Genomic DNA, 20,928 nt, shown 5'->3' with positions numbered 1-20,928 from the left:
AGTAATCGTTTAAAGATTAACCGTAGATCTTAACAATCGTACGAATTAGATCCTTATACTTCCCGTCTTTTAGGTAATAGAAAACTTGGTTGGATTCCTTTCTGCTAGATAGAATTCCATTGATTTTCATTTTGCTGAGATGCTGAGATGCCGCTGACTGGCTAATTCCCAGTAAATCCACAAGTTCGCCTACACTGTGTTCTTTTTGAGACAAGAAGAAAAGAATCTGCAAACGATCAGGGTGAGCGATCCCCTTGATTCCACGAATTGCCGATTCTAACTGGTTTTTCTTTAATGCTGATTTTTCTTTAGACATTGTTTTACTCTTATTTATATTTCTAAAAGAGGATGCTTTCTCTTTTTAGACAAAAATACTAAATTAAGTTTATTCAATTTTAGTAAACTACTAAATCTCAATTCAGTAAATTATGGACTATTTTATTACAATTTTATCTTAATGTAAAGTTCTTTTCTTAAAAAAATGATTTCCGATTAAATTTTTACTCCACCTGATATTTCTAATATAACACCTGACACTAAATCGTTGCTAACAATGAAGTCTGCAGAGAGGGCAATTTCATAAGGTTCTCCTAATCTACCAATTGGTATAAGAGCCTCCCATTTTTTTAACGCCTCAGGGTTCATGTCTTTCATAACCATTTCTGTTTTTATAAATCCAGGTGCAATCCCTGCCACACGAATGCCGTATCTACTTAACTCTTTTGCCCATAGTTTTGTCATTGAGGCAACTCCTGCCTTTGCAGCCGAGTAATTTGTCTGGCCTGGATTTCCGTGCATCGCTACAGATGCAATCGGGATAATAACACCTTTACTTTTACTTTCTATCATTTGAATTGCGGCTTCTCTTCCGGTCAAAAATACTCCGGTGAGATTGACGTCTATGACCGATTGCCAATTAGACAAAGACATTTTAGAAATCACTTTACCAGTTTCTTTATCCGTTTTTACAAGCAAACCGTCTCTTAAAATTCCTGCATTCAATATGGCTACGTCCAAACTTCCAAACTGTTTTACTGCAGACTGCATAAGCTTTTCTGCATCTTCTTCTTTGGATACGTCAGCCTTGAACGAAAATACTTCGGCTCCTAAAGTTTTAATATCTTTTTCAGCTTCTTTCAGTTTTTCTTCAGATATGTCCGAAAGAACGATTTTTGCCCCTTTTTTGGCGAAATATTCGGCCATCGCCTTTCCGAGACCGCTTGCGGAACCGGTAACGAGTATTGTTTTACCTTTAATATCCAAGATTATTTTCCTTTAATTCTTTGCTTCTAATGCTGATATAATTTTCAGAAAACGGAATTTCTACCCTAGAGACCGTTTCGTGTTCCCGGGTCATAATTCGGAAGAGTTGAGGATCTATATTCTCACTTTTTAATAAAATCATAATTAGTGCGATTCCTAAACCTGCTCCTTCAGTATTATCCATGTTATCCATATAAAATTCGGCAATGTCGTTGTATGACATTGCCTTTTTCATCTTTTCCCGCATTCTTTCTTCTTCTTCTTGTATTACGGGAGTATTGTTCGTTACTTCGACTACAAGTCCTTCGTTTGTATACGTGATATTTAGTTTTACTGAAATTCCACGGGCAAGACATCTTTTGCCATATTCATCCACCATTTTTTCAGAGAACTTGGCTTTAAAAGCGGTAATTCCTTTTTCGTAATGTTCCGGATTTCGAATGTCTAAACCTTCATCTTCGAAAAAGACCCTTTTTTGATTAGCTTTCACTCCGTTGATCGACATCTCTTTTGTAATCGTATATAACATTTCTATATAACGAGTTTGGCCTACTTTGGTTAAGATTTCCGTAATGACCTTGAGTACATAATGTTCCAGTTTGGAATTCATTCGAGAGGATTGTAACGTAATTTGAGAACGAGTTTGGATGAGTTCGGTTAGTTTTTGATCTAAGTCTTGAAAACTTTTTGCCATATTTCTTAAAATCCTAGTAGTATAAGTAAACCCGGACGCTACAAAATTTCCCTGTCAGTTTCGATTATAAAGAGATGGAATCAATCAAATTCCAGAATTAAGATATTCTAAAAATCGGATAAATCTTCTAAAATCTTCTCGGTTCTAAAACACGAAATTAAAAATTCCATTCTTTAAAAAATCTAAGGTTATTGGATTGATAACCTATAGTAGGTCGATTTTTTTCAAAGTTTCAGAAAAGTTTGTATTCTGAATCCTTCATATTTTCTTTTAAAGATTTATCGGATTGAATCTTATAAGAAGGGAATCTTTTTTCTTTTGAGAATTCTAATTTTTGAATCGGTAAGTTTTAAAATATTTCCCAAAAAGAAATTGGAGTTTGTTATAAGGTTGAAGTCCTTATCAAACTAAAGTATTACAAATTTTTGTTTTATATAAGATCTACCGATGATTTTACGAGAAAAAATTTCTAAAAGGATTCGTTCTCAAATTACCGGAATAAGACTTTATGACTAGTCTTCTGATTTCTAAAGGTTAAAGATAGAGTAACCTATTTTATTTTTTGTAAAAAGTGCACTACTCAAAGAATCCTATTTTCAGTTGTGAAAACGAAGTGAGTGTCGATTTCAAGAGAAACGTAAAGATTTTCAAAGATGAGTGAGTGAGAATGAATTATTCTAAAAGAGATACAAAAATTTTTTTCTAAGAAAAAATGATTGCAATCATTTGTATAGTAATTAAATGAAGGGTATAATTTGTTTAGTATTTCGAGGTAAGTATGCTAAAGACCCTGAATATAAGAGATTTTGCTCTGATTGAAGAAGCCTGTATCGATTTTCAAAAAGGAATGACCGTAATTACTGGAGAGACTGGAGCCGGAAAATCTCTCATTTTGGACGCCATTTCTTCTCTGTTAGGCGGAAAAAGCAGTCCTATGGAAATTCGAACGAGCGCCCCTAGATATGTGTTAGAAGGTGTGTTTGATCTTTCTAAAAACCTAGCTGCTGTGGAATGGCTCAAAGAGAAAGGTTTTCCCTTTGAATCCCAAGAACTCACCTTACATCGAGAATGTGGCCGGGATGGGAAATCCAGAATTTTGATCAACCAGTCTCTGGCTTCTTCTACTACACTTCGGGGGTTAGGAGAACTACTCGCTGAAGTTCACAATCAAAACGATCAGATTCTTCTTTTGGATCGGGGAGAACAGTTAGACATCATCGATTTGCACGCGGGTCTTGTCCCTTTGAGAAACGAAGTGAAGGAATGTTTTCTTACCTATAGAAGTTTGAAAAAACGTCTGGAAGAATTGCGTAGAAGTGAAGAAGAAAAATCCAAACGAATTGAATTTCTTACCTTTCAAATTCGGGAAATTAAAGAGGTGGATCTGAAAGAAGGAGAAGAAGAAGGACTCAATCAAGAAGAACATCTTCTTGCACATGGAGAATTGCTGGCGGAGAATTATGAAATTTTATCTTCTCATCTGGCGGATAGCGAATCTGCCATTCTTCCTTTATTTCCGAAACTTCTGAGCGCGGCAGAAAAAATCAAATCCATTCAACCCGATTTTTCGAAAACTTTAGATTCTTTACAGGAAATTTATATACAACTGAAAGAAATCAATTCTTCCATTTTAGATGAAAAGGAAGAGATTTTCTTTTTACCGGATAGACTTCAGTTCGTTCAATCTAGGTTAGATCTGATTTCTAGGATGAAAAAGAAATATGGTTCCGATTTAGCAGAGATCCTAGACTGCAAAAATAAAGCAGAACAGGAATTAGAGGCGATGGAAAAAAATTCCAAAAATAAGGAATCTATGGAAGTAGAGATAGAAAAGGTCGCTTCTAGACTTGCTTCTTTATCGATTCAACTTTCCAAGTCTAGAAGAGAATCTTTGGTTCGTTTTGAATCTTCTTTGAAATTGGAATTAGAGCAACTCGGAATGCCTGGGGCTGCGGTTCAGGTTGTATTACGTTGGGAACCTAATCCGGAAGGAGAAGTTTCCGCTTCTGGTAAAAGTTATATCGTAAATGAATCCGGGCTCGATCAACTCGAATTTTATTTTAGTCCCAATCCAGGAGAAAAACCTAGGCCACTTCGTAAGATTGCTTCAGGCGGAGAAGTTTCTAGAGTCATGTTGGCGATTCGTTCCATTTTAGGTAGACAATCGAATTTACGAGTTTTGATTTTTGATGAAATCGATTCTGGTTTAGGTGGAGAGATCGCTATGGATGTGGCTCGCAAACTGAAGAATTTAGCCGAAAATCATCAGCTGATTTTGATTACTCACTTACAGCAGATCGCTTCGGCTGCCAACGATCATTTAAAAATTACTAAATCGGTGGAAGGAGGACGTACATTTTCCAAAGCGGAATTTCTAAGTTTAGAAGAAAGAACTTTGGAACTTGCGAGAATGATTTCGGGTCAGAGAGTATCGAAAGGCGCTCTTGAACACGCAAAAGAACTGCTGAAAAAACAGGCGGTTTAGTTGCAGATTTCTCGATTTAGAATCTCTATAAAAAGGAGGTATGCGGATTAGAAAACTGTTTGGCAGCTACAAGAGAGTTTTAAACTCTACTTATAGGAGAATTTTACTCAAATGTTTTTAGCTAAATCTGATTCTCTAATTTCTGCAATTCCTCCGGAATCTGTACCGATTGTTATCGTTTTAGTTTCCATTATCGGTTTTACAATTATCATAGAAAGACTGATTTACTTTTCCAAATGGAAACCGATTTCTCAAGAAGACTGGCGTTCTTTAAAAGAATTGTTTCGCCAAAGAAATTGGAATACCGCAATTGATTTTCTAAAAGGAATGAAGGGCGGGCCTTCTGTTCTAGTACTCCAGGCAGGTATTGAATCTTCTCTTAAAAACTTAGAAGCGGCTGAAGAAGAAATGCTTTCGGCTGGTTTTGCACAGATCTTAAAAATGGAAAGATTTCTTTCCGGACTTGGTACGATCGCTACGATTTCTCCTCTTTTAGGAGTTTTGGGAACTGTACTTGGAATCATTCGTTCTTTTGAAGAAGGTTCTGGAACCAGAGGGGCCGAGGTTGGAATTAGTGAAGCGCTGATTACTACTGCAATGGGACTTGCAATTGCGATTCCTGCTTACGTAGCTTATAACTATTTTCAAAAGAAAAAAGAAGACACGATTGCTGAAATGGAAAATCTTTCCGGTCAGGCTCTCAAATATATGAAATAAATATGAAATTTAGAAAGTTTCGATCTTCTGCAAGTAGAACTGGCCAAATTGAATTGGCTCCTTTGATCGACGTAATTTCATTTATCGTTATTTATTTTTTGATGAATGCGACTTTGGAAAAATCAACCGTAATGAAAATTGAACTTCCTAGGTCTTCTTCCACTGCACAGGAAAAGAAAAAAGACGAACTTGTAATTACTGTAAATAAAGACGGAAAGGTTTTTTTGGATAAGGATACAGAACCGGTTCCTTTGGAAAAGCTGACCGAAAAAATCAATGTCTTTCTAGGTCCTTTGGAAAAGAGAGAACCAGGCAAAAATCGAGTGATCATCCGAGGGGATGGAACTGCAAGTTATCAAACCGTGATTAAAGTAATCGATAAGGTAAATGAAGCAGGAGTAAGCAAATTTAACCTAGCTATGGTAAGACAAACTGGTTCCGGAGAAAAATAAATTCTGGTTTGAGCGGTTTTGATTCATTGCAAATATCCGGGTGGTTTTAGATTTTACGTTGAAGCGAATATTCTCCCCAATTTTAAAAGGAACTCTATTTGCGATCCTTGTAGGACTTCTATTCTATTCAGGCGAATTGACTCAAATCCTTTCCAAACGAAGTGACTTCTTAGGAAAGACAATCAAAGAAGTTAAATTCAAAGGAAATAAAAATACTCCCGACGCGGATCTCGAATCTATGATCGAGATAAAAGTTGGTAAAATACTTACAAAGAGAATTTTAGATCGAGACTTAAAAAATCTCTTTAACTCCGGTTTTTTTTATTTTGTAGATATTCAAGCGGAAGATTTCCAGGACGGTGTTCGGATCATATTTGATCTTAAAGAAAGACCTAGAGTTAGAGAAATTGAATTTGTAGGAGCAGACGAAGTTTTTCCTGCGGATCTAAGAGATAAACTTCCTCTCAAAGACAATGAGGTGATCACACCTCAAAAAATCACAAAATCTAGAGATTTAATTCTTCAAAAATATAGAGACGAAGGATTTTTCCTCGCTTATGTAAAAGTGGAACTGGGTAAACCAGATCCTAAAACAAATCTGGTTCGAGTTCGTTTTATCATAGATGAAGGAGAAGAGATTCCGGTTTCTAAAATCAACGTTTACGGAAACGAATCCATTGAAACTTCCGAAATTCTTTCTATTATGGAGATGAAAGAGGAAGGAGTTTTTGAAGGTGGAAATTTTAAAGAATCTTCCTTTGAAAAGGACAAGGATATGATTGTCGCTTATCTCAAAAGTAAGGGTTATCTGGACGCTGAATTGATCCGAGAGGGAACGAATTGGGAAATCCACTGGGAAAACCCAGAAAAAAAAGATAGAAGAGTTATTATCGTAAACATTAAAATTTCTGAAGGCCAGGTTTATTTTTTCAACGGTTATACTTTAAATCACGACATGTCTTTAGATGGAGAAGGCAGACCTCTTTTTTTAAACAAAGAAAAAAATCCTCCTGAAACCACAAAAGAAGAATTAAAACCTCTATTTACTCCTAAAGAAATCGAAAAGAGTTTAGATTACAATGATGGTGACGTAGGAGTTATTTTCGACGAGACTCGTTTTATGAGAGATCGTGGAACGATGAACGAACTTTACAGTTCGAGAGGTTATCTTTTTGCTCAGGTAATTCCTCGTAGAAAGATAGTATCTTTAGATCGTGAAAATTTAGAATATTATGAAAATTGTTATAGCCGTAAATCCGAAGAAGAAAGAAGAATCTGTGAAAATGAATATTCTCAACTTCATGTTAAACGCCTGAGACAGCTTTACAACACTAAACCTGAGTTACACGGTAAAAAATTCGTTCACGTAGACTTTAATATACGAGAAAACAATCTTGCCTACGTGGAAAACGTAGTCATCAAGGGAAATAAAAAAACTCAAGATCGTGTGATTCGAAGAGAACTTCTATTTAAACAAGGAGATTTGTTCAATTCCATTTTAGTCAATCGTTCCCGTGAAAGAATTTTTAATCTAGGTTATTTTAAAGAAGTGAACTTTAACATGAGACCAGGTTCCGATCAGACCAAAATGAATCTGATTATAGAAGTTGTGGAACAACCGACCGGAACCGTTTCTATGGGAGGTGGTTATGGCACGATCACAGGATTTTCCATCTTTACCGAAGTAGGCGAAAACAATTTAAACGGAACTGGTCAAAAAATTTCAGGCCGTTTGGAGTTTGGTCCTTTTAGAAGGCTCTTTCAGATTACTTGGACGGAGCCTTGGCTTTATAATAAACCTTGGTCTCTTTCACTTTCTCTTTTTTATTCTTCTAGAATCTATAACGTAGGAGCTGTTTCGATTACCGAAAACAATAATCAACAATCCATCAAAGAACAAGCCATCTATTCCAGAGATGGTGTAGGTTTTACAGTAGGAATCGGTCATAGGATTTTTATCAACTGGACTCATTTTCATAGATATTCTCCCAGTATTTACGCTTCTACAAATCCTTCTTCTCTTGTATCGGATCAGGTTCTTGCGGAGGTTCGCAGAGGATGGCAGTTCCGTTCTCAAATTTCAAATGGAATTGCGTATGATATTAGAGATAACGTATTTAATCCTACACAAGGTTATGACTTACTCTTTCAGATAGATAATGTAGGTCAGGCGCTCGGAGGACAATCTCATTTTGATCAGTATCGGGTTCTTGCGGAATACTATCACACTTGGTTTGATTATAGTCTTTTTGGACTTTTTAGAAATAACGCTCTCAGACGTTGGAGAGTCGTTCAGGAATTTAGAAGTTCTTCTCTTTTTACCTATCAAAGAGTTCCTTACTATGGAAAACAAGATCCAATTCAAAAACCTTATATTCAGTTACAAGACTTACAGTTCTTAGGTGGATATGAATCTCTACGCGGATGGTTTTATAACGATGCAAAGTATCCTACCGAATGGAGAGACGGTGCCGCGACTAGGATGATGTTCGGCTCGGAACTTCGTTTTCCGATTGAGCCCACCTTACTTTGGTTAGTCGCTTTTTTTGATGCGGGCGCTTTGTATGAAGAAGTAAACCGTGCTACTGGCGTAAGAAAGGATCTTTTTGAAAGTTACGACCAAAGAGTCAAAGAAGCTCAAATGAAAGATCCTGTAGGTTATTACCTTGCTAATAATTATAATTTAACCGCTCTTAGAAAATCAGATTATACTTTCGAAGAGCTTAACAACCCGGCTAATCTGGTGCTTTCCGGAAATAATATTGCCTTGGATAAGTTTCGATTTTCTTGGGGAATAGGACTTAGAATTCAAATTCCGGTTCTTCCACTTAGAATTTATTTTGCACAAAAATTAAAGTATACTGGAGTTGCGGATCATCCTTTCACTAAATTTGAATCCGATAATGCATTTCAGTTTGTGTTTGGAATCGGGGACTATAGGTTTTAGTCCGTGGACTTCTCATTTTTATCCGATTTAAACGAAGAACAAAAAAAAGCTGTCTTACAAGTAGGCGGTCCGGTTTTAATTTTGGCGGGCGCAGGTTCCGGTAAAACAAGAGTCATCACTCATAGAATTGCAAATCTTCTAATCAATCATGGGATCGATCGTATCTGTGCAGTAACCTTTACCAATAAGGCGGCTGCGGAAATGGTAGAAAGGGTAAAAAAAATAGTCCCTTTTTTACCTGCAAACGTTCAGATCAAAACTTTCCATTCTCTTTGTTTATATATTTTAAGAAGGGAAGCTTCTTTTTTCGGATTTGATAACGGTTTTACAATTTATGATACCACTCTTCAAGAATCACTTTTAAAACAAGTGATTAAGGATCTTTCTCTAGATCCTAAATTTTACAAACCCTCCACACTTGGAAACTATATTAGCGGTTTGAAAGATAAGATGTTGTCTCCTGAAAGTTATTTGGAAAAAGAAGGTCGTCACGATTTTTCTAAGGCAGTATTCGCGATCTATAAGGAATACGAAAAAAGAAAGGATGCAAACTATGCTTTCGATTTCGGAGATCTAATATGGAAAACGGTTCAACTTTTTCAAAAATCTTCGGATGTAATTTCCAAATACCGTCACAAATGGGAATACGTAATGGTAGACGAATATCAAGATACGAATAAAGTTCAATACGAACTTGTACTTCTTCTTGCAGGAGAAAAAAGAAACCTATGTGTCGTTGGGGATGACGATCAGTCCATCTATTCTTGGAGAGGAGCCGACATAGGAAACATTCTAAACTTCGAAAAAGATTTTCCAGAATCAGCGGTGATAAAACTGGAAGAAAACTACCGTTCTACGTCAAATATTATATTAGCGGCTTCTAATGTAATCTCAAATAACACCCAGAGAAAAGAGAAAGAAATATTTACGAATAACCCGGAAGGGGCTCCGGTTGTGTTGAACGAATTTGAGAATGAATCCGAGGAAGCCCACGGAGTGATTACTAGAATACGTTCCGCGTATTCCGGTGGAACAGAATATAAGAATATTTCAATATTCTATAGGACAAATTCTCAATCTAGATATTTTGAAGAAGCTTTAAGAAACGCGGGGATTCCGTATAAAATTTTCGGAGGTTTTCGCTTTTTTGACAGAGCGGAAATCAAGGATTTGATCGCATATCTAAACGTGGTTTCTAATCCTCTGGATAGCGTTTCTCTGCTTAGAATTATAAATTATCCACCGAGAGGGATTGGAGATTCTGGAATTGAAAAAATTCGAGAATTTTCACTCGAAAAAGGAATTTCTCTTTTAGAAGTTTTGGGTCAAGAAGACATTCCTCTCAAAAAAGCAGCTAAATCTAAAGGAAAGGAACTTTATAGTTTATTTTACGATTTGATTGAAAAATCGGAAAAAGGTTTATCACCTTCTGAAATCGCATTAGAACTTTTGAATCGTTCCGGTCTCATGTCTCATCTCAAGGACGAAGGGACGGAAGAATCCATAGCTCGTTTAGAAAACCTTCAAGAGTTGGTCAATTCGATAGAGGAATACGAAAAAAATTCGGATTCTCCCTCTTTAGAAGAGTATTTAAATCAGATCAGTTTAATCACAAGCGAAGAAGATTCTAAAGAACTCACCGATTATGTAAATCTAATGACTGTGCATAACGCGAAAGGACTTGAATTTGAAATCGTTTTTCTTTCCGGATTGGAAGAGGGCACCTTCCCACATAGTATGAGTTTAGAAGAATCCCATTTTGGGGATGAAGAAGAAAGAAGGCTTTTTTACGTTGCTCTTACTAGAGCCCGGGAAGAATTATTCTTAAGTTATTGTAGGACTTCCAGAAAGTTCGGTAAGGTGGAAGATAGAATTCCTTCTCGATTTTTATCTGAAATTCCAAGAGAATGTTTTGGAAATAGAGGTTATGGAAGTAGAGAACGAACCGCTAGAAAACCTCAAGGCCCTCCGGTAGCTTCTAAAATTAAACAAACGAAGAAGGAATTGGAGCCGCATACACCCGATCCAAATAATCTCTATCTAAAACCGGGAGATCGGATAAAACACAAACAATTCGGGGTCGGAACAATTTTAACCGTTTCCGGTAGGGAAAAGAATACAAAGGTCGCCATCCGTTTTGGAAACGTCGAAAAGAACTTTTTTGTTGCCTATACCCCCCTTGAGAAATTATAAGAAAGTGGAAAGTTTGTCGTTTTAAAATCCGATAATAATAACGAAAAACAGGAAACTCAAGATGAAGAAAATACTCGCAATTTGTCTTTTATTTTTCTTTGCACTTTTTAGCCTTCAGGCCGGAAAATCGCAAGGTGTTGTGGAAGAATTCAATAAAGTAGAAGAGTACAATAAGAACGTAAAACTTTCGGATGCGACTAAAAAAGCGACTCTCGAAAAGAATCTTCTTTCCGCGGTAAAATATACTCTTCACCACAGGTATCTAGAATACAAAGAAATTACCAAAGATTTAAATACAGATACCATGCTTTACGAACCGCAAAAGGGAACTTACACGGTTTACGTAAAATTTAAAAAGTATCTGTTTTTCTATAGTTTTAAAATGGACCCGGAAATTTATCTCCAAACTCCAGAAAACGAAGTGTTTTATCTTCGTCCCGAGAATTTAGATGATCCTCATAAAGAAAGTACTTCGGCACCGGATGGTAAGAGCGGAAAGTAATTTTTATTTCGAGTATTTTCTTTTTTGAATTCGATTCAGTATCTTCAATCTGCCGTAGATTCCGTCTTAGAGGCTGGCAAAATTGTATTAGAAATTTATCATTCTGATTTTAAGGTCAAGGATAAAGGAAAAAACGATCCAGTGACCGAGGCGGATCTGAAAGCAAGTTCTCATATCTCGGAAAGTTTACGTTTTTTGAATATTCCAATTCTTTCCGAAGAGGATTCTGAAAAGAAGGACGTCTCTCAACTACAAACAGTTTGGATTTTGGATCCAATTGATGGAACCAGAGAATTTGTACATAAAAATCCGGAATTTGCAATCAGTCTTGGTCTGTCTGTTCTTGGAAGAGCGGTTTTAGGAGTGGTTTTTAACCCGGTTACCTTAGAATTGATCTATGGAGCAGAGGATTTAGGAGTAGTTTATCAAAAGTTAGAAAAGATCCCCGATTCTTTTTCGGTTGAACTCCAGAATTTTACAAAAATATTAAGTGATTTCAAACCTATTCAAAAAGTTCTTATTTCCAGAACCGAAGAAAAAGAAGGTCTTTTTTCTTCTTCTATGATTCCTTTAGGTTGGGAATTTGCGGCAATGGGTTCGATCGCGTATAAACTCGGTTTGGTGGCGGCGGGAAAAGCGGCTCTTTCTATTTCTTTAAAACCAAAAAATGATTGGGACATTTGTGCGGGAATTGCACTTATAAATTCTTCGGGAGGCTCTGATCTGGAAATTAGAACCGGTGAACCCTATAAATTTCAAACTTTAAGTGGAAGAGGAGAGGGGCTTATTGCGGGACATACTCGTTCTCTTGCCCAAGTCTGGGAAAGTTCTAAATCGTATTTTCAATCTAGTTTACGGGATTGGAGTTAATGTATTTTGTGTTAAATCCGACCTTGTCATTTGAATTTATTTTCTTGTTTTTTTAAGATATTTGTTAACACTTTTTTATCAATTTTATATATGAGAAAAACAGAATATTCAAAAAAAATAATTCCTAAAATTAAAATCGGCGTAGATGCAAGACCTTTTTCCACACCCGTTTCCGGGGTAGGTAAAATGATCCATAGCGCCTTATTGGATTTGGGAAAGGATTCCAGTTTTGAGTTTTATCTTTTTTCTCATAAAGATTTACATTCCAGTTATTCTAATCTTCTAAATCTTCCCGGAATTCGTTTTATTAAAGGAGAAGGTTTTTTTTCCAAAAAAGGAGGACTTTACTTTGCTATCGCTCTTCCGCTTCAACTTAGAAAAATCAATCTAGACCTATTTTGGGGAACTCAGCAGGTCCTTCCTCCTTTTCTTTCTAAAAAGACCGCAACTGTTTTAACATATAACGATCTGGTAGCGTATCGTTTTCCAGATACAATGAGAAATCTGGCTAGAATTCAGCAAAAATTCTATCTTTCCCGTTCTATCAAACGAGCGGATAAATTGTTACCGATTTCTGAATCTACTCGAAACGAGGTTGCCGAATTCTTTCATATACCATTCGAAAAAATGAAAGTTGTCTATCCGGGTATCGAACTTTCTGAATTTAAGAATATGTTTAAAGAAAAACCGGGGGAAAGGGTGGATTTATTGCCAAAAAAGTTTTTCCTTTCGGTTTCCACTGTAGAGCCTAGAAAAAACTATCGATTTTTATATAACGCATATATTGAATATTCAAAAAAAGTAAAGTATAATCAAAAGTTTTCCTGGGTGATCGGAGGTAAGGAGGGTTGGGAAGATCCAAACTTCATTGAAACTTTGAGGAGTTCCGAAAGCAAGGCTGCAGGAATTATTTGGATTGAAAGCCCAACTAACGTTGAATTGGCTCATATGTATAAAAAATGTTCATTGTTTCTGTTTTCTTCTTTGTATGAAGGATTTGGAATTCCTCTTTTAGAAGCGTTGAGTCTTGAAAAACCTGCAATCGTAACCGATCTTTCCGTATTTCGAGAAATTGGAGGAAACAAAATTCAATATCTGGAATTAGAGGAAAACCTATGGACTTCGGCGCTTTTGGATTTTTCTAAAAAACCGTATCCTGGAAAAAAAGTGGACATTCGAAAATTTTATCGAAATGCAGCCGCAAAGACCATTTCGGATCAAATCCGAGAAGTTTTGAATTTGAAGAAAAATTTATCTTAAATCCGTTAGATCAAAATTTGAGAACAAGGATTTCGATTTTTTGAAGAATGTGATAACTACTACTTTTAGAAAAAAATTCAATTTTTGTAACCGACTTTACTTAACGTGAGCAGGGCGTAAGAAAATCTGGGCGAATCCGGCTTTGCCATAGGCAGCCGAACCGGGCTCTTTGCTCTGGTCAAGTTATTGTGAAATTTTAGAATCAGATTCAATTTTTGTAAAATACCAATAAATTGATCCTAAAACGCTTTCGTAAAAAGCGTTTTACTGAGTTTCCAACGCGATTCATAGAGAGCGTTGTGTTGAGTTTTCAACGCGACCTATATTCGCATTTGTTATGCCCTGCTCACGTTATAGTTATGAGTAATATGTACAACCCAACTTTCTCCGTTTGTTTGTCTGGAAAACTTTTAGAGAATATTTATTTTTTTTGAATATAATAAACTTAAAAAATTACTTATCTTGGATTTCTAAAAATGTAAATTTATATACATGATAGATTTTTCTTTTTTGACGTTGATGGTCACAACCTTTTTGGGTTTTGGATCTATTTTCGGTTTTCTTCATACAATTTGGAAACATTTATCTTCTCAACTTCAAGATTCGAGACAGGAAACGAAGTCTGAAATTCAAGAATTAAGATCGGAAGTTCAAAGTATAAAGACGGAAATAGGTAACTTACGTTCCGAAGTCAAAAAAGACTTTCATAAATTAGAAAACTGTTTTGATGTTTCTCATTCTACTCTTAGAAATAGAATCGATGTTCTAATAGATAGTTTAGCAATTCGATTTATAAACGATATTCCACGTAAAAAGAAAAGAATTCCAGGCTAAAATTAATTCAATGACTAAAGATCACGATTAGAATCAATTTTATTCCGGTCTCATCAACGGAAATAAAATGGTATCTCGGATCGAATGAGAATTAGTTAAAAGCATTACTAGGCGATCGATTCCGATTCCAAGCCCGCCGGTAGGGGGCATTCCATATTCCAAAGCACGAATATAGTCTTCGTCCATCATAAACGCTTCGTCGTCTCCAGCCTCTCTTTGTTTTACCTGGTCTTCAAATCTTTCTTTTTGATCAAAAGGATCGTTTAACTCTGTAAAGGCGTTTCCAATTTCTCTTCCAGCTACGTATGGTTCGAATCTTTCCACATAGTCAGGTTTATCTGGATTGGATTTTGCAAGAGGAGAAAGTTCTTTCGGGTAATCGGTGATAAAGATCGGTTGAATCAAATTCGGCTCCGCTTTTTCGGAAAACACTTCATCCGCTACTTTCCAAATCGTTTGGCATTTGGAAACGTCTACTTTTAATTCCGATGCTTTTTGCTTGGCTTCTTCTAGAGAAACAATCTGGCTAAAATCAATTCCACTATATTCTTTGATGATATCTACGTAAGAGGTTCTTTTCCAAGGAGGAGAAAGATCGATTAAATCCTTGCCGTATTGAATTTTTAAAGTTCCGCAAATCTTTTGGGCCAAATGAATCATGAGTCTTTCCGTAAGATCGAGCATCGTACTCATATCTCCAAAGGCCATATAAGCTTCCATCATCGTAAATTCAGGGTTGTGTTTTGTAGAAATCCCTTCGTTTCTAAAATTTCGATTGAGTTCAAAAACTCGATCCATTCCGCCAACGATCAAACGTTTGAGATAAAGTTCTGGAGCGATTCTTAAGAATAACTGCATATCTAAAGTATTGTGATGAGTAACAAACGGTCTTGCGGCTGCTCCACCGGCGATCGGTTGCATCATAGGAGTTTCCACTTCTAAAAATCCTTCTTGAGTCAAAAAACTTCTAATTTCAGAAACGATTTTACTTCTCGTAATAAATGTATCTCTGACGTGATCGTTCACTACCAAATCCACATAACGCATTCTATATCTTTGTTCTACGTCTGAAAACGCGTCATAGATAACCCCGTCTTTTTCTTTTACTACGGGAAGAGGACGGATACATTTTGCAAGTAACTCTACCGATGTGACGTGTAACGTAATTTCTCCTTTTTGGGTTTTAAAAAGATAACCTTCCAAACCGATAATGTCTCCTAAATCAAGAGACTTAAAGATTGTATATTGAGTTTCGCCTAGATCGTCTCGAGTAGCGTAAAGTTGTATGATTCCGGAGTTGTCTTTGAGATGAGCAAAGCTCGCTTTTCCCATTACTCTTTTAGAATGTAGTCTTCCACCTAACTTAAATTTGGTTTCCGGACCAGTCGGATTTTTTTCGAACTTTTCGGCGATGTCTTTCGATTTGGAATCCGGAAAAAAACGAGCCGGATAGGGATTGATTCCCTGTTTTTTTAATTCTTCGATTTTTTGAATTCTTTGTTCAATGAGTTCATTTGATTCTGACATTTTCGATTTTATTTTCCTGGAAGTATTTGATAAAACGTTCTGGCTAAATTTAAAAATACAATTTCGAATCCTTCTTCGCTTAAAAACCAATTTCCAATTCCAATTTTATCCGACAAAGGAACCACGTGAACCTTCAAACCGGCCGGACCTAAAACGGATTCGTATAATCTTTGGTTGAAAGAAGATTCGAATCTTTTGGAGAGAATTAGAATATTCTTAAGTTGTCTATCTAAACAGATTTTTAAAAGAGATTTAGAAAAATTTTTAGCACCCGTAGGATACGGTTCAAGTTTATAAATTAGAATTTTAGATTCGTCTACTCCTAAAGAAACGAGAGAATTTTGTATTTCAGAAGTTAAATCTTGAATTACACCTAAGTTGGAGTGGGCAGTTGCAGGAGAATAAAGAACGATTAAAATTCCAGCATATCCTTTTTTGAATCCGTCCGCTGCGTTTTTAAGCACGTCTTGAGGAATCGTTTCTTTCGCTTCTAAGATTAAAGCGTCACTTTTGGGAAAAGGGCGGTCTTGGATTAAAAAGAGAGGACTTGAAAAAATCAATCCTAGGATTGAAATCAAAGCCAGAAAAAATCCGGAAAAAAATAGCCGCGCCTTGTATAAAACTTCTTGTACGGATACCGGTCCTGGATTTACAGACATAGAACGAGAGTTTTTTCCAGGAACGAAATTACAAGAGGAAATTAGGATATTATCTTTCTTGTAGATCCTTGGTCCCTTCCAGATCGATCGCAACTCTTTGTTCTACCCAATGAGTCACCGTTTCCGTCGGAGGTCTGTTTATAGAAAGAAGAATGTCTTCCCAACACGATCTCAGTCCTATAAATTTAAAAATCGCATAACCTAAAAGAATGGCGTTTCCTAAGTTGTAGATCGAATAGATCCAGTTGTGATACATATAATTTGTGATAAATCCAAATAACAACTGAGCTAAAAGAGAAAACTCTGCCACTATATAAAGAGAAGGCATAGAAGTTCTGCCGATTACTTTTGGGGTTCTGCTGAATGGAATTTGTTTTCCAGTAATCGCCTGATTGATCGACATAAAAACTCCTGCTAAGTTTACAGGAATCAAAAGCAGATTGAGAGAATAGATTTGAATCAGATCGATCCATTTATATCCCATTCTTACCAAATCCATTCCGTATAAAATAAAATACGGTAAAGAGGAAATTGCGATCCAATACGTTTCCACTCCTTCGCCTAAGGGACTTCCCATAAGAATGACAAGACCAATGTTCACCGCCGCAATCGAACCAAGATAGTGAACTCTAAAGAACGCTTCTATAAACTTTGCAAAACTCCACGGCCATTTAAATACATGACGCAATAATTTAGGAAGAATGATCAGTCCCCCATTGGCCCATCTTCTTCTTTGAATTAAGAGGGAACCGAAATCGGGTGGGGTTGCGCTGTAGGCGAGTCTTTCTGGATAATTATAAAGATTCCAATCCACATCTAAAAGATCGATACTAGATTCGGTGTCTTCTATGACGGTGTTGTCTTGGATGTACTTATGAATTTGAAAACCTCTTTCTTCGTGGAAGGTTTGAATATCCAGAAGCGCTTTGTAACGAAGCATTGCGTTTGCACCTACCCAAAACGTCGCTCCAAAACTGGTAAATCCTTGATGGATCTGATATTGAATGTCTGTGGTCGCCCCGGCTATTTTTTCCAACACGTTAGACGTTCCCGGAAAAGAACTGTAAGGAGTTTGTGCTACTGCGATTCTTTCGTTTCCGGGAGTTTCCATAACATATGATAATTTTAGAATATAATCTGGAAGAAGCACACTGTCTGCGTCTAAGGTAATTAAAAAATCCGCATTAGGAATTTCAAATGAAGAATCATTTTGAGACTCTTCTAAAAAAATTCCTTTAGAATCCTTTCTTTCTACCCATCTTTTTCCTAAAAGATAGATATAACTGTTGAGGTTCATTGCTTTGTTGGGAAGATGAGAAAGGTTTACGTATTTTTTTCTTTCAAAGGTGGAAAAGTTCACGTTAAATAGGGAAACTAGACGATTGAATTCCTTTTCGATCCTATAAGAATCTGCTCCACCTTTTGTTAAAAGAAATTCTAATTCGGAAATTCTTTCTGAATGTAGATTACACCATTCTTTAAAAAAAGAATTTCTCATAAAAGTTCGAGTATGTTTCGGAAGTTCCTTTCGGGTTGTAGAATCGTCATATTCGTTCATACGATTTTGAAACCAAAGAGATGCGTTTTTATAGAGTTGAATTAGAAGTTTTGTTTCTTTCTGAGGTTTGGATTTATTTGAATTTTTACGTTCTAAATATTCTTTTTTTGCCTGAAGAAAAGGATAAGCAGCTTCGTTAAATTCTTTTTGAAGAGAATTTGGTAAATTTCTCATCTTTTGGAGGGACTCAAAGGCCGCATAACTTTTAGGCTCGGGTGGATCATCAATCAGTAATACAACTCTTCGGTTCGGATAATCTTGAAGAGCCGCAGAAAGAAGTGTTTCTCGAACTATATCTAATTCTTCTTTGTAGGAAGGAATTAGAATTGCTAAAGGAGGACAGTCTTGTTTATAGATTTTTTCCAATTCCTCTTGATCCGGAGAGGAATGTTTCAAAAGTCTTTGGAAATAACCTAAACGAGTAAATTGATAAACGAAGTTGCCGTAGGTCAATAAAACTATGATAATAAAAAATGCAATTTGTCCTATCGCCGCGAAGGATCTGTGATCGAGAAGTTGTTCCCAAAAAACTTTGAACATCTCTAAACACGCAAAAGCGCAGGCTATGATCGTTAAAAAAAGAAAAATTTTTGTAATTCGAATTTGGTTCTGACAATACTGTTTGTTCTTTAAATGTGTCGATTCCGTTACGGAAGCTGGATTGGTTTTCATTTAGATATACTTAAACTTTACTATAAACGGAACTATACTTTCTTAATGGAATCATAATACTTGATTCTATAGGGAAAAATTGATTTCAAAGTATCTGAAAGTAAGTGTCACGTTGATAAACTATTTTGCCTTAGTTGGAAAGTAGATCTTCCAAAACGGTTCGATATTTCCGAATGAAAATAGAATTTTAATAAAAAAAAACGTGAAAAATTTTAATACGAATAGGGGGAGTTTCCTCGTGTAGGCTTTTGGGATTTCTGGCAGACGATAGATCTAGGATTTTTCAATTGTTCTATAAATGACGTTAGGCCGCATTTCCCGTCTATAAAAACTCGTTTGATTTTAAATGGATTTTCTCCTGGTAGATTGGCTCCGTCTTCGGTTGTGAGTATTAATTTATAACCTGATTGTTGTGCTAGTTGGATGAGTTTATCATTATACCAACCGCAGGGCCAAGCTAGATAATCTATGGAAATGCCTAATTTAGATTCTAAGATTTTTTTGGATTCCTTCAGTTCAAAGAGTGCATCTTTTTCGCTCTTTCCAGGAACACGATTGTCCACCCAGGTCACCAAGTTATCTTTTGGATTCCAGGGATGACTGTATGTATGAGAACCGATTTCAAATCTTGGATTTTTTGCAAGTTCTTGAATATCAGACCATTCTAAATATTCTCCGTTACCGATTCCTTTCGGTCCGGCTATGATCCAAAAAGAAGCCGGAAAGGAATATCGATTGAGTACCGGAACTGCATTTAAAACGTTCTTCCAGCCGTCGTCAAAATTTAAAACTATAGATTTATCGGGTAAAACCTTTCCTTGTTCAATATAAAGTAGAAGATCTTTCATGGTGATCGGATTGTATCCTTGGGAAAAAAGATACTTCATTTGTTCTTCAAATTTTTCTAATGTAATTACAGTTTCCCCGGGTTCTTTTGCGGAATGAATTACAATTTCATGATAAATTAAAACGGGAATACCATTCTGATTTGTTTTTTGTTTGGGAGTAGTAGTTTGCGATTCTTGAGAGGACGAACCGCAAACATTCAATGAAAACAATAGAATTCCGATCCAAAAATTTTGATTTTTAAATATTTTATTAAAAAGAAATTTCAGAAAACTCCTCCGCGATTGTTTTAACTTTTGAAAGGCATTTCACCTAGATAGTTTTTCTTTCCTATATCTACGCCATTATGACGCAGAATCGAATAAGCGGTGGTAATATGAAAATAGAAATTAGGAATCAAATGTTGAATTGCAAATTCTTTTCCAGTTAAATATTTCCCTTCCCAGCGAGGATTGGAGACTTTTCTATCGTTTGCTTCTGAGAAATCTTTTTCCGTGAACGTTGAAAGGTAATTTAACGTGGAATCGATTCTTGTTTGTAATTCTGATAACGTTTTTTCTTGGTCTTCATGTTTCGGCGCGTCTTTTCCTGTTAGGCGAGAAACTCCTAATTTTGCAGTATCACATACGATTTGAATTTGTTTAATGAAATGAAATTGGTCTGGTGCTAGTCTGGAATTTAAAAGAACTTCCACGTCGAATTTTTTAGTTTCAGAGTAGGAGACTCCTTTTTCTAAAAGTAGTTTTAGTTGATGGAGCATTTTAGTAAATTGTTGGATTGTGATTTCGAAAAGCATACGTTTTGTTTCCTTTTTTTTAGAATCAGCGTTTTTTTCATTTTTTTGAAAGGCTTTTCTTATGATAGAATTTTTCCAAGAAAGTAAATTGAATCTAAGAGTTTGTCCAAAATCCGTCGAACGACCTAAAACGCGATCCATAGAGAGAGTTTTACTGAGTTAACGCGATCCATAGAGAGCCATAACCAACCCCACAAGTTGAATAGGATTTTAGAATCAAAATTGAACTCAGCAAAACGCTTTTTGCGAAAGCGTTGGAAACTCAACACAACGCTCTCTACGGATCGCGTTGTGGGCTCAAAAACGCACATTTTTCAAGTGTTCCGACAAGAATGAGTCTTTTTACTTGCAAAAAGTATGTTTTTCTGATAGAGAAAAAGTCTTCCGAACTTCTCCACCTGAATTGCGACCCATGGGAAGCAATTCATTGAGTTACCCCCACCCAAAAATAGGGAAAACTAAAGCACAACGCTCTCTACGGATCGCGTTGTGGGAACTAAATTTTACAGAGGATTTGTCGTAATTCCCACAGATTTATATTAGAGTTGCTGAAAAATTCCATAGTTCAGTTTAACAAAACTACTTCAATTGCTCGTTTCCATGAAATAGAAACAGATGGAGAATTCATTTTTCAACAACTCTATTGAGATCCA

18 protein-coding genes are annotated in these 20,928 nt (G+C 36.1%); 10 read left to right on the top strand and 8 right to left on the bottom strand.

The annotated features are described in order from the left end of the window. Positions 1-16 precede the first annotated feature (16 nt). The 3 genes from LEP1GSC049_RS220450 to LEP1GSC049_RS220460 all read right to left on the bottom strand — a co-directional run bounded on the left by LEP1GSC049_RS220450 (position 17) and on the right by LEP1GSC049_RS220460 (position 1,957). A complete protein-coding gene (locus LEP1GSC049_RS220450) occupies positions 17-316 on the bottom strand; it encodes an ArsR/SmtB family transcription factor (protein ID WP_000031888.1) in 300 nt (99 codons plus the stop codon). Between the two features lie 176 nt (positions 317-492). Next, positions 493-1,263 (bottom strand): SDR family oxidoreductase, encoded by a 771-nt coding sequence (locus LEP1GSC049_RS220455; protein WP_004762530.1) that lies wholly within the window; start codon positions 1,261-1,263, stop codon positions 493-495. Next, entirely contained in the window at positions 1,253-1,957 is a 705-nt protein-coding gene (locus tag LEP1GSC049_RS220460; protein WP_004752434.1) for a hypothetical protein, read from the bottom strand. Before LEP1GSC049_RS220460 ends, LEP1GSC049_RS220455 begins: the two co-directional genes overlap by 11 nt. A gap of 778 nt (positions 1,958-2,735) precedes the next feature. Here LEP1GSC049_RS220460 and recN point away from each other — a divergent pair. The 9 genes from recN (at position 2,736) to LEP1GSC049_RS13080 (ending at position 14,217) form a co-directional block, all read left to right on the top strand. Then, positions 2,736-4,442 (top strand): DNA repair protein RecN, encoded by a 1,707-nt coding sequence (gene recN, locus LEP1GSC049_RS220465; RefSeq protein WP_016560373.1) that lies wholly within the window; start codon positions 2,736-2,738, stop codon positions 4,440-4,442. 111 nt (positions 4,443-4,553) lie between these two features. Then, positions 4,554-5,159, top strand: coding sequence for a MotA/TolQ/ExbB proton channel family protein (locus LEP1GSC049_RS220470; protein WP_004758805.1), 606 nt, complete (start codon positions 4,554-4,556; stop codon positions 5,157-5,159). A gap of 2 nt (positions 5,160-5,161) precedes the next feature. Next, on the top strand, positions 5,162-5,611 hold the full coding sequence (locus tag LEP1GSC049_RS220475; protein ID WP_004751792.1) for an ExbD/TolR family protein: 450 nt from the start codon (positions 5,162-5,164) through the stop codon (positions 5,609-5,611). A gap of 58 nt (positions 5,612-5,669) precedes the next feature. Further along, on the top strand, positions 5,670-8,558 hold the full coding sequence (locus LEP1GSC049_RS220480; protein ID WP_016748762.1) for a BamA/OMP85 family outer membrane protein: 2,889 nt from the start codon (positions 5,670-5,672) through the stop codon (positions 8,556-8,558). 3 nt (positions 8,559-8,561) lie between these two features. Then, entirely contained in the window at positions 8,562-10,751 is a 2,190-nt protein-coding gene (locus LEP1GSC049_RS220485; protein WP_004751746.1) for an ATP-dependent helicase, read from the top strand. Positions 10,752-10,812: 61 nt separating this feature from the next. Further along, entirely contained in the window at positions 10,813-11,253 is a 441-nt protein-coding gene (locus LEP1GSC049_RS220490) for an LIC11625 family surface-exposed protein (RefSeq protein ID WP_004752383.1), read from the top strand. 24 nt (positions 11,254-11,277) lie between these two features. Next, positions 11,278-12,123 carry a 3'(2'),5'-bisphosphate nucleotidase CysQ gene (locus LEP1GSC049_RS220495; protein ID WP_004752499.1) on the top strand — a complete coding sequence of 282 codons (846 nt, stop codon included), beginning with the start codon at positions 11,278-11,280 and terminating at the stop codon, positions 12,121-12,123. Positions 12,124-12,213: 90 nt separating this feature from the next. Next, positions 12,214-13,383, top strand: a complete 1,170-nt coding sequence (locus LEP1GSC049_RS220500; RefSeq protein WP_016750081.1) for a glycosyltransferase family 4 protein — start codon at positions 12,214-12,216, stop codon at positions 13,381-13,383. Positions 13,384-13,875: 492 nt separating this feature from the next. Beyond that, positions 13,876-14,217 (top strand): hypothetical protein, encoded by a 342-nt coding sequence (locus tag LEP1GSC049_RS13080; protein ID WP_004751699.1) that lies wholly within the window; start codon positions 13,876-13,878, stop codon positions 14,215-14,217. Between the two features lie 39 nt (positions 14,218-14,256). Here LEP1GSC049_RS13080 and lysS read toward each other — a convergent pair whose 3' ends face one another. Both lysS and LEP1GSC049_RS220510 read right to left on the bottom strand, forming a co-directional pair. Beyond that, the gene (gene lysS / locus LEP1GSC049_RS220505) at positions 14,257-15,744 is read right to left on the bottom strand and encodes a lysine--tRNA ligase (protein ID WP_004751860.1); all 1,488 of its coding nucleotides are present in this window, start codon (positions 15,742-15,744) and stop codon (positions 14,257-14,259) included. A gap of 8 nt (positions 15,745-15,752) precedes the next feature. Further along, complete coding sequence (locus LEP1GSC049_RS220510) at positions 15,753-16,304, bottom strand: hypothetical protein (protein WP_020779137.1); 552 nt, start codon at positions 16,302-16,304, stop codon at positions 15,753-15,755. On the opposite strand from LEP1GSC049_RS220510, the gene LEP1GSC049_RS2000000229015 reads away from it, so the two are divergent. Next, on the top strand, positions 16,255-16,467 hold the full coding sequence (locus tag LEP1GSC049_RS2000000229015; protein WP_004767753.1) for a hypothetical protein: 213 nt from the start codon (positions 16,255-16,257) through the stop codon (positions 16,465-16,467). The two genes, LEP1GSC049_RS220510 and LEP1GSC049_RS2000000229015, sit on opposite strands and share 50 nt — an antisense overlap. Here the strand turns inward: LEP1GSC049_RS2000000229015 and LEP1GSC049_RS220515 are convergent. The 3 genes from LEP1GSC049_RS220515 to LEP1GSC049_RS0205080 form a co-directional block, all read right to left on the bottom strand. Continuing rightward, on the bottom strand, positions 16,453-18,633 hold the full coding sequence (locus LEP1GSC049_RS220515) for a glycosyltransferase family 2 protein (protein WP_016560397.1): 2,181 nt from the start codon (positions 18,631-18,633) through the stop codon (positions 16,453-16,455). The genes LEP1GSC049_RS2000000229015 and LEP1GSC049_RS220515 overlap by 15 nt on opposite strands. A gap of 212 nt (positions 18,634-18,845) precedes the next feature. Beyond that, on the bottom strand, positions 18,846-19,748 hold the full coding sequence (locus LEP1GSC049_RS220520; RefSeq protein ID WP_025175860.1) for a polysaccharide deacetylase family protein: 903 nt from the start codon (positions 19,746-19,748) through the stop codon (positions 18,846-18,848). A gap of 20 nt (positions 19,749-19,768) precedes the next feature. Then, on the bottom strand, positions 19,769-20,275 hold the full coding sequence (locus tag LEP1GSC049_RS0205080; protein ID WP_025175861.1) for a DUF1993 domain-containing protein: 507 nt from the start codon (positions 20,273-20,275) through the stop codon (positions 19,769-19,771). Positions 20,276-20,928: the final 653 nt, after the last annotated feature.

Source organism: Leptospira kirschneri serovar Cynopteri str. 3522 CT, from assembly GCF_000243695.2.
Classification (GTDB): Bacteria; Spirochaetota; Leptospiria; order Leptospirales; family Leptospiraceae; genus Leptospira; species Leptospira kirschneri.
The sequence above is the reverse complement of the archived record's forward strand: the minus strand, read 5'-3'. Positions and strand labels throughout refer to the sequence as shown.

What these genes read in the sequence shown, in the direction of transcription:
- LEP1GSC049_RS220500 (WP_016750081.1), top strand. Translation starts at nt 12,214, where the DNA reads ATGAGAAAAACAGAATATTCAAAAAAAATAATTCCTAAAATTAAAATC.
- LEP1GSC049_RS220450 (WP_000031888.1), bottom strand. Translation starts at nt 316, where the DNA reads ATGTCTAAAGAAAAATCAGCATTAAAGAAAAACCAGTTAGAATCGGCA.
- LEP1GSC049_RS0205080 (WP_025175861.1), bottom strand. Translation starts at nt 20,275, where the DNA reads ATGCTTTTCGAAATCACAATCCAACAATTTACTAAAATGCTCCATCAA.
- LEP1GSC049_RS220515 (WP_016560397.1), bottom strand. Translation starts at nt 18,633, where the DNA reads ATGAAAACCAATCCAGCTTCCGTAACGGAATCGACACATTTAAAGAAC.
- LEP1GSC049_RS220490 (WP_004752383.1), top strand. Translation starts at nt 10,813, where the DNA reads ATGAAGAAAATACTCGCAATTTGTCTTTTATTTTTCTTTGCACTTTTT.
- LEP1GSC049_RS220460 (WP_004752434.1), bottom strand. Translation starts at nt 1,957, where the DNA reads ATGGCAAAAAGTTTTCAAGACTTAGATCAAAAACTAACCGAACTCATC.
- LEP1GSC049_RS13080 (WP_004751699.1), top strand. Translation starts at nt 13,876, where the DNA reads ATGATAGATTTTTCTTTTTTGACGTTGATGGTCACAACCTTTTTGGGT.
- lysS (WP_004751860.1), bottom strand. Translation starts at nt 15,744, where the DNA reads ATGTCAGAATCAAATGAACTCATTGAACAAAGAATTCAAAAAATCGAA.
- LEP1GSC049_RS220475 (WP_004751792.1), top strand. Translation starts at nt 5,162, where the DNA reads ATGAAATTTAGAAAGTTTCGATCTTCTGCAAGTAGAACTGGCCAAATT.
- LEP1GSC049_RS220470 (WP_004758805.1), top strand. Translation starts at nt 4,554, where the DNA reads ATGTTTTTAGCTAAATCTGATTCTCTAATTTCTGCAATTCCTCCGGAA.
- recN (WP_016560373.1), top strand. Translation starts at nt 2,736, where the DNA reads ATGCTAAAGACCCTGAATATAAGAGATTTTGCTCTGATTGAAGAAGCC.